This window comes from Geoglobus acetivorans (assembly GCF_039641995.1).
GTDB classification, from domain to species: Archaea; Halobacteriota; Archaeoglobi; order Archaeoglobales; family Archaeoglobaceae; genus Geoglobus; species Geoglobus acetivorans.
Genome location: NZ_CP087714.1, coordinates 1,439,014 through 1,452,452 on the forward strand (window position 1 = coordinate 1,439,014; position 13,439 = coordinate 1,452,452).

General features: G+C 47.1%; 13 protein-coding genes. 5 read left to right on the plus strand and 8 right to left on the minus strand.

Annotated elements, in window-relative coordinates:
• Nucleotides 1-77: 77 nt before the first annotated feature.
• On the plus strand, nt 78-911 hold the full coding sequence (cbiB, locus tag LPQ35_RS08400) for an adenosylcobinamide-phosphate synthase CbiB (RefSeq protein ID WP_346297619.1): 834 nt from the start codon (nt 78-80) through the stop codon (nt 909-911).
• Here the strand turns inward: cbiB and LPQ35_RS08405 are convergent.
• The 3 genes from LPQ35_RS08405 to LPQ35_RS08415 form a co-directional block, all read right to left on the minus strand.
• Nucleotides 853-1,998 carry a DUF401 family protein gene (locus LPQ35_RS08405; protein ID WP_193808329.1) on the minus strand — a complete coding sequence of 382 codons (1,146 nt, stop codon included), beginning with the start codon at nt 1,996-1,998 and terminating at the stop codon, nt 853-855. The two genes, cbiB and LPQ35_RS08405, sit on opposite strands and share 59 nt — an antisense overlap.
• A 121-nt stretch (nt 1,999-2,119) precedes the next feature.
• A complete protein-coding gene (locus tag LPQ35_RS08410) occupies nt 2,120-3,739 on the minus strand; it encodes a DUF2070 family protein (protein ID WP_193808330.1) in 1,620 nt (539 codons plus the stop codon).
• On the minus strand, nt 3,736-4,644 hold the full coding sequence (locus LPQ35_RS08415) for a formylmethanofuran--tetrahydromethanopterin N-formyltransferase (RefSeq protein ID WP_193808331.1): 909 nt from the start codon (nt 4,642-4,644) through the stop codon (nt 3,736-3,738). The genes LPQ35_RS08410 and LPQ35_RS08415 overlap by 4 nt, the downstream gene beginning before the upstream one ends.
• 277 nt (nt 4,645-4,921) lie before the next feature.
• Between LPQ35_RS08415 and katG the strand changes: the two genes are divergently transcribed.
• The 3 genes from katG to LPQ35_RS08430 are packed head-to-tail and all read left to right on the plus strand — an operon-like array spanning nt 4,922 to nt 8,575.
• Nucleotides 4,922-7,111, plus strand: coding sequence for a catalase/peroxidase HPI (gene katG / locus LPQ35_RS08420; protein WP_193808332.1), 2,190 nt, complete (start codon nt 4,922-4,924; stop codon nt 7,109-7,111).
• A 49-nt stretch (nt 7,112-7,160) separates the two neighbouring features.
• Entirely contained in the window at nt 7,161-7,853 is a 693-nt protein-coding gene (locus tag LPQ35_RS08425) for a DUF72 domain-containing protein (RefSeq protein WP_193808333.1), read from the plus strand.
• Nucleotides 7,854-7,882: 29 nt separating this feature from the next.
• The gene (locus tag LPQ35_RS08430) at nt 7,883-8,575 is read left to right on the plus strand and encodes a DUF554 family protein (RefSeq protein WP_193808334.1); all 693 of its coding nucleotides are present in this window, start codon (nt 7,883-7,885) and stop codon (nt 8,573-8,575) included.
• Nucleotides 8,576-8,699: 124 nt separating this feature from the next.
• Here the strand turns inward: LPQ35_RS08430 and LPQ35_RS08435 are convergent, their stop codons facing one another.
• Entirely contained in the window at nt 8,700-10,211 is a 1,512-nt protein-coding gene (locus LPQ35_RS08435) for a multiheme c-type cytochrome (RefSeq protein ID WP_193808335.1), read from the minus strand.
• Between the two features lie 127 nt (nt 10,212-10,338).
• Here LPQ35_RS08435 and LPQ35_RS08440 point away from each other — a divergent pair, with 127 nt between their 5' ends.
• Nucleotides 10,339-10,977, plus strand: a complete 639-nt coding sequence (locus LPQ35_RS08440; RefSeq protein WP_193808336.1) for a PAS domain-containing protein — start codon at nt 10,339-10,341, stop codon at nt 10,975-10,977.
• A 61-nt stretch (nt 10,978-11,038) separates the two neighbouring features.
• Here the strand turns inward: LPQ35_RS08440 and LPQ35_RS08445 are convergent, their stop codons facing one another.
• The 4 genes from LPQ35_RS08445 to LPQ35_RS08460 all read right to left on the minus strand — a co-directional run bounded on the left by LPQ35_RS08445 (nt 11,039) and on the right by LPQ35_RS08460 (nt 13,402).
• Nucleotides 11,039-11,800: an ABC transporter permease gene (locus LPQ35_RS08445; protein WP_193808337.1), complete on the minus strand. Its 762-nt coding sequence runs from the start codon at nt 11,798-11,800 to the stop codon at nt 11,039-11,041.
• Nucleotides 11,790-12,473: an ATP-binding cassette domain-containing protein gene (locus tag LPQ35_RS08450; RefSeq protein WP_193808338.1), complete on the minus strand. Its 684-nt coding sequence runs from the start codon at nt 12,471-12,473 to the stop codon at nt 11,790-11,792. Before LPQ35_RS08450 ends, LPQ35_RS08445 begins: the two co-directional genes overlap by 11 nt.
• Complete coding sequence (locus tag LPQ35_RS08455) at nt 12,470-12,769, minus strand: helix-turn-helix transcriptional regulator (protein ID WP_193808339.1); 300 nt, start codon at nt 12,767-12,769, stop codon at nt 12,470-12,472. Before LPQ35_RS08455 ends, LPQ35_RS08450 begins: the two co-directional genes overlap by 4 nt.
• A gap of 159 nt (nt 12,770-12,928) precedes the next feature.
• Nucleotides 12,929-13,402 (minus strand): (2Fe-2S)-binding protein, encoded by a 474-nt coding sequence (locus LPQ35_RS08460; RefSeq protein WP_193808340.1) that lies wholly within the window; start codon nt 13,400-13,402, stop codon nt 12,929-12,931.
• Between the last annotated feature and the right edge of the window lie 37 nt (nt 13,403-13,439).

Below are 13,439 nucleotides of genomic sequence, written 5' to 3' on the forward strand. Positions count from 1 at the left end.
TTTCCCTAATTGATAAATGTTTCCAATTGAGCCGAGAAATTGCATCAAATTTTATATTGCTCAGAACGACTTACGGTGTGTTCGAACTGCTCCTTGCAATATCTTTCGAGCTGGTGAGAGCGGAACCACCGGAAAAGATTCACCCCACAGTATGGTTCGGCAGGATTGTTGGGTTTCTTGATAATATTCTCCCGGCCAGTGTACTATCGGGCTTGATTCCTCCTGTTTTAACAGTATCTGTAGCAATTCTGCTTGCAGGAACTGCACAATTCATTCAGGAACCATTCAGAACCCTGTTTTCCGCATACCTTCTTTATTCAGCAATTTCAGTGAGAAGCATGATTGAGCATGCAATGGCATGCATTCAGGACGGAAGACCAAATGCCAGCATGGTTGGGAGAATTGTGAGCAGGGACGTTGACAGTCTCGAAGACTGGCAGCTCAACTCGGCAGTTATCGAAAGCGTGGCCGAAAACTTTGTTGATGGCGTTCTCGCCCCTCTTCTCTACTATTCTGTTTTTGGTGTGTATGGGGCGCTTGTGTACCGGGCAGTAAATACCTGCGATGCTATGCTCGGATACAGGAAAGGAAAATACGAGCGTTTCGGCAAAATATCTGCGAGATTTGATGATGTTCTGAACTACATTCCTTCGAGGCTCTCTCTTCTGCTTTTTATGGTTCTCAACCGGAGGTCTTTTCTGTGTGGGCTTAAATTCAATCCTAAGCTTAATGGGCATGCCATTCCGGCTATGGCTGGATTGCTTGGAATTAAACTTGAGAAACCCGGGTCGTATTCAATAAATTGTGGGAGAGAGCCTGATGCGAATGATGTGGTTAGGGCGGTGCATTACTTCAAAGTACTGTCAGGAATGACAGTGATATTAGCATTGATATCAGGGATGCTGGTATGAGGTACCTGTAAACCCTGTAGAGGTCGGCTTTGAAATACTGGGCTGTAAGCACGAGACAGAGATGCATGGGGGAAAGTATGACGCCCGTAATTCCTCCGAGAAATACGAGAAGCACATGGCTCCTGATAATTTCACCCACGCCGGTAAATGATGTCAGCAGAGGCAGTGCAACGCTCGTGTAGCTAAGCTCAATTCCTGTCGCAAATCCGATTAAAAATGTCAGGGCAAAGCTTGCCACATAGGGGTTTGAAAAACTCAGGACTTCGCTGTAGAATGACTGCGATGCTCCGCTAACCTGAATTGCACTCTTGTAAATCATGACTCCTATCACCAGGACAATTATTTTCCAGTCAAACGCCTTTCCAAGCACGTGTCCCACTTTTGAGAATGCTTTATTTGCCAGAATGATACTGATGAACGAAATCAGAAGGGCAGCGAGCAAATCTCCGGTCAGAACCGCAAAAAACACGATGAGGAGGACAGGGTACATGTATTTCAGATTTTCAAAGTTTGCCTTACTTTTCACTGCGTTGCTTTTAATGCGCAGAAAAACTGCTCCTGCAGCAATCATTGAAATCAGGATCGGGAATGTTGAGCTGGCAATTTGCAGGTAATTCACTGAGAGTATTCCCATGGCGATCACTATGTTCGGGTAGAGGGGCCAGAAGGTAACCCATACGTGTCTGAACCAGTAGTTTATGAAGACTGCCTTTTCTGCCCCTATCTTCAGTTTCTGGATGAGTTCTTTTATCATGACTGCAGAGACAAGCGCCCCTCCTGGCATGGGGAGCAGACCGATGAGCATGGGAATTATAGCGACGCTGTATTTCCCGGATAATGAGAAAACAGAATCAGTTATTTTATCGAGCATTCCTGTGATCTCCATTGCATACCCTATGGAATGAGCCAGAATGACTATTGCAACGAGCTTCCAGGTGAAAACGTCTGTAAGAGCCATTTCAATGCTTTCCGGGTTGGTGGACAGTGCAAGAAATAACGCTCCGGCGAGAACGGCAAGAGAAATCTCGAATTTTATGAGGGCGAGGATTATGATTATGGAAACAAAGAGGGCAACGACAACATCCATGGGTTCTGGAATCACTCGTGGGAAATAAAAGTTTTACCTGGTTTCGTCAGTACAGGGATATTTTGGTGGATACGTTATAATACTGCTTGCTGTCCATTTAACCTAAACCACTGGCATGTTCTCACAGTATTATACCTGCGAGAATAAAGGATATTATGTAATTCAAAGCGGAAAACACACCGAACAGGTAAAGTCCACTCTCACCGTACTTTCTGAATGCGAAATCCATCTTCTTGAAAAACTCTTCACCCATTGTTCTTACCTGGACATCTTCTGAAGAGTACAGAACTCCTGCCGTTTCGAGATCCATGTTCTCCAAGGCCTTTTTCAAAAAGGATTCGATTATTTCGGCATCTTCCAGGTTTGCTGGCATGTATCCTATTTTTGGCGAAATTCCAGTCTTTGAATGATTGTCTGTGGTTACTATATCCAGTTCTACACCATATTCTCTGCCAACGTCAGCGAGGTAGTCTCTGAGGACTTTTTCCATATTGTTTGAATCGATCATCAGGATTCCGTGAAGCTCACCATCAAATGACATAACGAGGAGGGCAAGCTTCCCGCAGATTCTTTCGTTTTCATAATCCATTGAGCTGTAATAGACCTTTAGCTCATTGCATTTTTTCCTGGGCTTTTTACCTGCCTTTTCCATCAGAAAGTATATCTCCGTCAGGTCTTCGGGACTTATCTGGTATCTGCTCATGTATGCGTTGTGGGCATCAATCACAACAGGATTTCTGAAGAATTTCTCGGCCATGAGCCTTATTTCCTGAGGGATGTCGTCTATTCTCTCCTTTCCATGGATTATCAGCAGGGTGAAGTCCTCGGCCGGATAAACTTTCAGCATGAAATTTTTGCCGGAAACAGTGTAAGGCTTCATAAACGAGGTATTCTCGTAATCTCCCTCGATTTTGACTATTCTATCGACATCTTCCCTGCTTACTGGATTCGTTGAGTGAGTGGATACTGCATGGAGAAACATGGAATGGTATTTCAGTGCCTCGTTGACGAGTTTGGCTCCGCCAATATCTCTAAAAGGTCCCGGGTGGAATTCCGGGGCTATTATGCTCCATTTTCCGATTTTGATTAAATGCACTCTGCCTGTGTGTATTCTGGAGAATTTCTTGAGCGTATTTTCGAAGATCTCAGGCAAACCTTTCAGCCAGTAGAGGACGAAGCTCCTGAGAAGTTCGGGGATTCTCAGCTCCTCATCCCTGCCGAGGTATTTTATGAACAGGTGTCCGAAAAAGATTCCTGCTATTGTTGAGATGGTGTATGCGAGGGTTCTGTGTGGGGCGCTGAACGAAAAGATGTAATCTACTGGATACAGGACAAGAAGGATGATCAGTGGTGCGGAATAGCTGAATTTTTTGGATGTGAAGTAAAGGGCAACCGTCAGGATGAATGCCACAACCGATGGAGAAATTATGATATAGTCCGGATTCGTGAGGTGTATTGCTATTATGTCTGCAATTTCAATGAGAATCAGGAAAAATAATGCGAGAAAAAACGTTCTCCTGCTGTTGAACCCGGACTCAAGGAGTTTTCCGAAAATGAGCAGAAGAATTATCAGGGCCAGCCCTATGAAGAAATACCTCATGACAAAAAACGATTTCCCCGATATTCCATTGAGATATGATGCAAGGATTATGCTCGTAACTCCTATTGCAATGCTCACTCTCTTTTTCGGGACAGAAAAAATTTTGGAATAAAATTTTTCCAGAAGTTTTTCATCAATCATCCGTACTGTTCAATGATGTCTCTCAAATAAATCTTGTGCTGGCCCAGCTTTCCTCCGTAATTTCCGGCTGATATCTTGAGGACTCCATCGATCCTGCTCACGACCTCCATGCAGACGTACATGGCTTTTTTGACATCCTCAAGGGTTGTACCGTTTATTACGATTTCGGGTATGCTCTTAACCCCATCGGGAACCATGGAGTCGGAAATCTTGTTTTTGAGCGTGGGGCAGAAATAGTGATTCGTTGTTGGGCCAATCTCCGGATACTTTGTTTCAGGCTTTGAGCCAGCAGAGCAGATGTCGAATGACGTTATCACATTATCCATATTCTTTAAAGCCTCAACAGCAGCCTCTCCCGCCTCGAGAGCAGATTCTTCGCTGTCGCAGAAGAACCACACATTTCCACCTGCAACACCCTCAGCATAGCCTATATACCTCTCGATTATGAACTCGCCGAACATTATTGGAACTCTGATAACTTTCCTGCCCCACATCTCCTCTTCCCATTCGTATCCGTCACCACATCTGCCAACATTAAGCTCGGCATCAAAGTGACTATCGCTATCGGTTGCGTTGAAAACCCTTGTCGTCGGAACGACAAGAATTCCCTGCCTTATTCTTTTGCTCATCTCCCTTGTAAGGATGCTTTCGAAATTCTTGCTCTTGGCAACCCATATCTGGGCTATCGCACCAATCCTTCCATCAGGAGTCTCCTCAGGTGATACGAATTTCTCAACTCCTCCCTCAGATTCACCAAAAACCGTTGAAGGCAGTGCTGTTGAGTTGTATGCGGCTTTCTTCAGCAACCACTTTTGCTTTGCGGTTATCAAAATTCTGGAATAGATTCCATCAAACGCCTCGCAGTACGTATCCTCTACAGGCACACCATTCAATTCCAGTTCCATGTGTATGGTTTGACGGGCAAATATATAGTTTGCTGGATAACGTTAAATCATCGACGGAATTTATGGCAATTAATAGTTGTTGAAACTACCGTAGGTTGGGCAGAATTTTCCCGGGATGTATGCGGTGAACTGATGAGGTGTTGACCTCACCCATTGTTGCGCTTTTCAGTTTCTGAATGAATGCCATCTCTTTAGTTGGGTGGCATGGAGGTTCAGAAACCTTTTATAGTTGAAATTTCAAACATTATTAATCGAAATTCGAAGATGGTGTTTTGGAATGCATGAAAGAGAAAATACGAAACCGGAAAATAGGGAGAAAGTACTGTTCACGCCGGAAAAGAAAAAGTGGCCCAACGTTCTGAATCTGAGGGTTCTGCACCAGAACTGTTCGAGAGCAAACCCGATGGGAGAGGATTTTGATTATGCGAAGGAGTTCGAGAAGCTCGATCTTGACGAGGTGAAGAAAGACATCAGGAAGGTTCTCACGACCTCTCAGGACTGGTGGCCCGCCGATTTTGGACACTATGGTCCTCTTTTCATAAGGCTCGCCTGGCACAGCGCCGGAACGTACCGAGTTATCGACGGCAGAGGTGGGGCCAACAGAGGAATAATAAGACTTTTCCCCCTGAGGAGCTGGCCGGACAACATAAACCTCGACAGGGCGATAAGGTTGCTGTGGCCGGTTAAGAAGAAGTACGGCAGGAGAATTTCCTGGGCAGACCTGATAATACTGGCCGGAAATGTGGCTCTCGAGTCAATGGGGTTCAAAACCCTCGGCTTTGCCGGCGGAAGGGAGGACGTCTACGAACCTCAGGAGGATATTTACTGGGGTGAAGAGGAGGAATGGCTTGAGTCTCAGAGATTTGTCGAAGACGACCTGGAAGGAGCCTTAGCTGCTACTCAAATGGGTCTGATCTACGTCAACCCTGAAGGGCCCGGAGGAAACCCGGATCCCGTCGAGGCTGCGAAGCACATCAGAATTGCTTTTCGCAGAATGGGGATGAATGACGAGGAAACGGTTGCGCTGATAGCTGGTGGCCATACATTCGGCAAGTGCCATGGGGCGGCTCCCCAGAGCTACCTCGGCCCTGAGCCGGATGCTGCACCTGTAGAGCAGCAGGGACTGGGATGGAAGAACAGTTACAGGTCTGGAAAGGGGCCCGACACCATCACGAGCGGACTGGAGCTTACATGGACCCAGAACCCGACGAAATGGACGATTCTGTTCCTGAAAAACCTGTTCGAGTACGAATACGAGCTGATAAAGGGTCCAGGAGGTGCTTACCAGTGGATTGCAAGGGATGCAGAGGAGAGCATCCCCGACGCTCACGATCCCGAGAGGAAGCATAAACCGATGATGCTCACAACCGATCTTGCCCTGAAATTCGACCCTGTCTACTCGAAAATAGCAAAACACTTTCTTGAAAATCCGGAGGAGTTCCTGATGGCCTTTGCGAGGGCGTGGTTCAAGCTAACCCACCGCGATCTCGGACCGCCGAGCAGGTATCTTGGCCCGGAAATTCCCAAAGAGCAGTTCGTCTGGCAGGAGCCGACGCCAAAAGCAGACCACGAGCCTGTAAGCGAAGAGGACATCAGTAACCTGAAGAGGAAGGTGCTGGAGTCCGGGCTTTCAGTCTCTGATCTCATCTACGTTGCGTGGTCTGCAGCCTCCACGTTCAGGGGAAGCGACTTCAAGGGAGGAGCAAATGGAGCGAGAATAAGGCTCGAGCCGCAGAAAGACTGGGAGGTCAATATGCCTGAAAGGCTCGGAAGGGTGCTCGGAATCCTGGAAGAAATACAGAGAGAGTTCAATGAGGGCCAGAGTGGGGGCAGAAGAGTCTCCCTCGCCGATCTGATAGTTCTGGCTGGATGCGCTGCGGTTGAGGAGGCTGCGAGAAGGGTCGGATTTGATGTGGCAGTTCCATTCACGCCAGGAAGGGTGGACGTTTCGATGGAACAGACTGACGTGGAGTTCTGGAAGATGGTTGAGCCAGTCGCAGACGGCTTCAGAAACTACTTCAGGAAGGAGAGGTGCCTTTACTCTCCCGAGGAGATGCTGGTTGACAAGGCTCAGCTTCTAACTCTTAATGCAGCAGAAATGACTGTGCTGGTGGGGGGGCTGAGAGTTCTGAACGCAAACTACAACGGGACAGATTACGGGGTGCTTACTGACAAACCTGAAACCCTTACCAACGACTTCTTCGTCAACCTGCTTGACATGAACGTGGAGTGGAGGCCGACCTCTGAGGATCGCTACGCCTTCGAAGGATACGACAGAGAGAGCGGAGATCTCAAGTGGAGGGCGACGAGGGTCGATCTGATTTTTGGAGCGAATAGCCAGCTCAGGGCAATTTGCGAGATATACGCTGCTGATGATGGAAAAGAGAGGCTCGTCACAGACTTCGTCAGGGCATGGGTCAAGGTCATGAACCTCGACCGGTTCGACCTGAGGAGGGTGCCATCTTAGCTTTGCAGGAGTAAAACCTTTTTCTCTTTTTTACATATTTATCTGTGCAATGATAAAGGTGGGCTGCTGCGGTTTACCGGTTTCGATGGCAGATTACTTCCGGATGTTTGATGTTGTTGAAGTACAGAAGACATTCTACAAACCTCCTATGCCCGAAACCGCTGAAAGGTGGAGAGAGCTTGCGGGTGAGGGTTTTGAGTTTACAGTTAAGGCGTTCCAGGTTATAACCCATCCCCCATCCTCACCAACGTACCGGAAAGCTAAGCTGAAAGTGGACGATGGTGGTTTTTTCAAACCTGTCAAGGCTGTTTTTGACGCATGGGAGCGAACAAGAGAGGTCGCAAAAATTCTGAACTCCAGTGTAATCGTCTTTCAAACTCCCAGGTCTTTCAGAGAGTGTGAGGAGAATGTAAGAAACATGAAGGAGTTTTTCAATTCTATTGAAAGAGAGTTTGTTTTTTGCTGGGAGCCAAGAGGATGGGGCAGCGATGTTGTAAAGGATGTGTGTCAGAAACTTGACCTCGTGCATGTGGTCGATCCATTCGTCAGCAGGAGCATGCATGGTGAAATCAGGTACTACAGGCTTCACGGTTTCAACTACAGGCATAAATACAGCGATGATGAACTTAAATGGCTTTTAGAAAGAGTTTCGGGAGAAAGGACATGCTATGTCATGTTCAACAACATGCACATGCTTGAGGATGCCATCAGGTTCAGGGAGATGTCGATAAAAAGAAAGTAAATATATCCTTCGGCAGGAGCAGGATTGCAATGATTGGAACGCTGATCAACGTGGCTTCCATAATCTTTTTCAGCATTGCGGGGATCGCAATAGGGTCAAAGATTGGGGAGGAGCTTAAGGAATACTTGATGAACGTTCTCGGGCTTGTTGTGCTTTTGATTGGAGTGGATATGGCACTCGAGACGACAAACTTTGCCATCCTGACTCTAACCATTTTGACTGGCTCGGTCATGGGAAGTGTGATGAAAATTGAGGAAAGGCTCGAGGAGTTCGGACTGAGGATAGAAAGGAAATTCGAAGGTTCGAAGTTTGCTGATGGGTTTGTCGCATCAACACTGCTTTTCTGCGTTGGTTCGATGGCAGTTATAGGTCCTGTTCAGGAAGCTCTTACAGGAGACAGCACACTGCTCATAACCAAAGCCATGCTCGATGGCATTGCATCCCTCGCCCTCTCCTCCGCTCTCGGGATAGGCGTCACCTTTTCAGCAATACCTGTGCTGCTGTATCAGTCCTTTTTCTATTTTACAGCTCTTGGAGTGAGGGAATATGCCACAGACTTTCTGATAACCGAGCTTACCGCAACGGGGGGCGTTATGATTGCTGCAATAGGGATAAACCTCATGAAGCTTACAAACATGAAGCCCGGAAACATGCTTCCATCTCTGATCGTTCTGCCGATCTATCTGAAGATTTTTTCCATACTCACTGCAGTGATGTCATGAAGGTCAGGCTGACGGTGATCATAGATGGCGTGAACAGTGATGTTTACGAAATACGGATGTTCTGAAAATAGCAACCCGTGAGTTCGAGAAAAAATTGAAATAAATTTAAATGTTGGAGTTTTCGTCAATTCTCTCTTTTACGCTGGCCCATCAGGCGTACTCCCAGCAGGGCGGCCATCGCGGTTACTGCACTCACCACTTCAAATCCTGGCGTCGATTCTGCCTCTCTTTCTGCACTCTCTGCATTAGCCTCTGGTGTGGCTTTTCCCTCCTCTGCCAGTGCTTTGATGTTCTCTATCTTCTTCTGCGTGTCATACCAGGCGATCATTCTGCCGTACTTGTCCATGACAGTATCAACGATACCGCTCCAGTGGGCAAAGTCGTAACCCATCATCGATGCACCCATCTTCCATCTCCTGCCATCGTGGTGCCAGATGTAGTACCACATGAGTTCAGGATACTCGTCCAGCGGGTTGCTCTTGTCTGCAAGCCCCTCGTCGTAGATTTTCTGCAGGAACCCCTTTGCCGACTTGGCTACCACATTGTAGTCTTGAACTGACTGATCGAACTCGACAAAGTATCTGTCAACCCATGAAGGTGAGTGGCACCCTCTGCAGACCTTCTTCATCTCCTCCCTGTTCTGACTTGCCTTTTCCTCGTCCGGTTTTGCCTTGCCCACAGGCACGAGATTGGACGGGTACCACTGAGGAGTGCTTATTGCTGGCTGCAGTTCCCAGTAGAGCCTCTCCCCCACATCATGGGTGGTCTTTGCCCCATTGAATCCACTCATGTGGCAGACCGCACATGTCGGTGCGGGAGTGTTCTCGGGTGTTAACCTCTCTTCCTTCAGGAAGCTGTGGTTTTCGAGGCTGTAATAGATGTTCCCGTGTTTGCTCTCTTCATATATCTCAATCTGAGGATGGTCCGGACCGAGATGGCACTGTCCGCACGTTTCCGGTTTCCTGGCCTCTGCTCTGTCAAACTTGTGCCTTGTGTGACATGCGGAACAGCTCCCGAGACTGCCGTCGGGATTCATCCTGCCAATACCGTTGTTGGGCCATCCCTTGACGATCTTGCCGTCCCTGACTATTACAGCGCTGCCATGACATCCCTCGCAGTTCAGCGTGTTCTTGTATCCATCAATCTCGTCGAGAAGTCCAACCCTGTCGAGAATGCCAGATGCTGGGAAGAGGGCCGAGACCGTGTTGCCCATGTGTTCGTAGGGATCTTCCGCAAGGAACACGTCGTTCGTCGGAGCTTCACCTTCCTTGACAAGACCCTTTGAGACAACGTCTCTGTACCAGAGCTTGTAGGGCCCAATGAGCGCAGTCCAGGCGTGTTTGCTCCTCATGAACTCCTCATACTCCTTCGGGTGGCACTTCTGGCAGTGGAGCGGGGACACTACCGGTGTTATCCTGTAGCCATTGTGGTTAATTACGCTGGGATCGTTTATGCCTTTAATCTCACCGTGGCAGTCCAGGCACGTGACTCCCGCCTTGGCCATCACAGAACTCTCGTACTGGCTGACTATTCCCGGGGTTACGGACCTGTGGCAGCCAACACATGGCTCTTCTGCAGATACAATCGCTGTCAGTGCTATCAGGGCTATAAAAGCAGACAGAATCAACCTCTTCAATTCTCTCACCTCCAGTGAGTACTCGTCTGTAATGGTTTTAAAATTTACGATATTTAAGTTAATTAAAAACGAAGTCTCGTAAAAAGTCCGTAAAATATTTATAAATGTTGTCCCAGAATTGGTATCTGTGCCTGTCTCCCTGACAGATAAAGAGCTTAAAATAATCTCAATTCTGAAGAGTGGCAGTAAAATGAGTGCAGGGGACATTAAAAGGGTTTTTGAGAGTAGAGGAGAACAAATTCCATATACAACAATATCCTCAGCTCTTGAGAAACTTTATTCGGAGAAAATTCTCGATCGGATGGAAGTAAGGTCGAGGGGAAAATACGGGAAAAAGTATCTGTATTATCTGAGTGAGGATTTCACCTCTGTGGATGCTCAGAGTCCAGTTGCGGATATGGTTAAAAGTCTTTTTTCGGCCATTGGTGGACTCCATTCGAGCGATTCTGTGGCGTTTGTAGATCGGAATGGAATTCTGACGTTGCTCTACGGCAACGGTCAGGTCATTAACGACAGTGGAGTAATTGGTAAGAAAGTTGACAGCTTCCATTCCAGTGTGACTGCAAAGTTCGTCAGACAGATCTTTGAGGAGCTGAAAAGCAAAAAGAGAGATTTTTTCAGGCGAGTAATAAATTTCGAGGGCAGGAATTATGAAAAGTATTACTGCGGAGTATGGTCTTCTGATGGCGAGTTTCTTGGAGTTCTGGTAATAACGAAGGTCGAAGGGAAGACGGAGAAGCTTCCGCGTGAGATTATGTATCCGTGAAGCCTCCTCTCTCTAAACTTTGCCAGTTCTGGCACGCATCTTTTTAAATTGCCACACATGGTTAAATCTCTTCTATGAGTTGATGGGCTGGTGTGAATAGCCTTTTCTTGGTCAGGTATGTGGCATAAACTGCTGCGACAATTCCCGAGCTTATGATCATGAAGAATATGGCTATCTGGTAGACTGTGGCGGTTACTGGATTTATTCCGGCCATGAGCATCCCAGTCATCGCACCGGGGATGAATATTATGCCGAGAGTCCTCATGTTATCTATGCTTGGGATAAGGGCAGATTTTATTGATGTTCTTTCATACTGCTCCATTGCCTGCTGGGCAGTGGCCCCGAGTGCAAGCATGGCCTCGATTCTGTTTCTATTGTTTCCGACCTCGCTTAAGAGCCTGTTCAGCGTCAGTGAGCATATGTTCATCGCATTGCCAAACGCCATGCCTGCGAGCGGGATAACGAACTCCGGTTTCAGAGGTATTACTCTGAGGGCAGTCATAACTGCAAGTGATACTGCAGCACCCATTGCAATGCTTGGCGTGGTTATCCATATCGCACCTGGCATGCCAACCCTCCTTGCAGATGTGTGGCCGGCAAGCAGTGCCATGGCAATGTATATGGGTAATGCGAAAGCAGGCCATATTGGTGACGTGAAAACGTAAGCAAGCACGGCTGAAAGGATCATCAGCTGAACCAGCCCTCTCATGGCTGCCGAAGAAAAATCTTTGGCGACCCCTATTTTTCTGAGATGCGATACAATTATGACGAGTACTGCAAGAGTTGATGCAGAGGCGAGTTTGATCAGAGATTCAGCGTACATATATCTCACCCCACACTATTTTTTTGGGCTCTTCAATTGCAACAATCCTGCCATCTTTCAAAACTGCTACTCTGTCTCCAACTCTTTTCGCCTGTTCAGCATCATGGGTTACCCATAGGACGGTCAGCTCTCTGGACCTGACAAGATTTAACACGAGATTTTCAATTTTTTTTGCACTTTCCGGATCGAGTGATGCAGTCGGCTCATCAAGGAGCAAAATTTCCGGCTTTAAAGCCAGTGTTCTTGCTATCGCAACTCTTTGCTGCTCTCCTCCGCTGAGTTTGTTTGCGTCTTCCTCAAGGAGATGCTCAATGCCGACTTCTCTGGCAAGCTCTTCAGCAGTTTCCCAGGTGTTTATGTCATTTTCCGAAAATCTGAGGCCATATGTTATGTTTTCTCTGACACTTCCTTCGAACATCACCGGAGACTGGAAGACCATCCCCACAATCCTTCTGAGGCTGATCGGGTCGAGATCCTTTATGGATACTTTGTTTATCCGTATATCTCCACTTGTAATCTCGGTGAGCCTGTTTACGCATCGTAAAAGCGTCGACTTCCCGCTACCTGAAGGTCCGACAATAACCATTACTTCCTTTTTTTCGACCGTCAGATTTACGCCCTTGAGTATTTCTTTTCGTCCTATGTTTTTCCTTACGTTCAATAGCTCGATCATTCCAGTACCTCACTGAAAAGCTCTTTTATCTTGTTTTTAGCGATCTCGAGCATTTTTGATCCGTCTTCCGTGGCTCTGTACACTCTTCTCACTTTTCCACTGACAACTATTTTTCTTGAATGCAGCAGCCCATCTCTCTCCATTTCGTGGAGTATTGGGTAGAGCGTTCCGGGACTCAGAGAATAACCGTGTCTCTCAAGCTCCTTCATCATCCAAGCCCCGTATATCTCTCCCTTAGATGCGTGGTACAGAATGTGTATCCTCACAAAGCTGAGAAAGAGTTTACGTTCAAGCAAGGTATCACCTTCCGTTATCGGATTTCGATATTGAATAAATAAATGTTTCCTTCCATAATGTGTTGCCAAAATATGCCCCTGCCATATGTGCCGGATACCTCTATCCAGATTGCGCCGGTTTCACTCTGTCAGTTTCCCTTTCTGACGCAATGGAATCAGCTATTTTTCTGGAGTGCAGCAATCTTCAGATGGGGTTTCAGGAGTGACTGCCTGGATGTTTTCCGGTTCAGTTCTGGCTTCGAGGATCTCATTTATAAATTTCGTGTAATTGGGTTTGCAGCACCTCCCTGAAGGGTTTGTGATGAGACAATGCCCCCCGTTTCCTATGCCCGTCATTTTTTCAACCTCTTCAACGCTTCTCGCCCCTTTATTTATCGCTTCAATTACGTCTTCTTCCGTAACCTGTTTGCAGTAGCACAGCGGTTTTGGTGAGCCTTTTTCCTTGAAAAACACCTTTGTCTTCACTTCTTTAACTGTGAACGAAACCTTTTGGCTGAAATACACGACATCGCAATCCGGGTTCGGGCAGAAATGGAAATCCTCGTTGAGTAGGTGCCAGTATTCGGGATTGAGATGGTTGCCGAGTGTTATTTTCTTGACCTTCCAGCCTTTCGTACCGCAGATACACTTCATCCTTATCACCTCTTCTTCTGTATTGTTTGATTTAGCA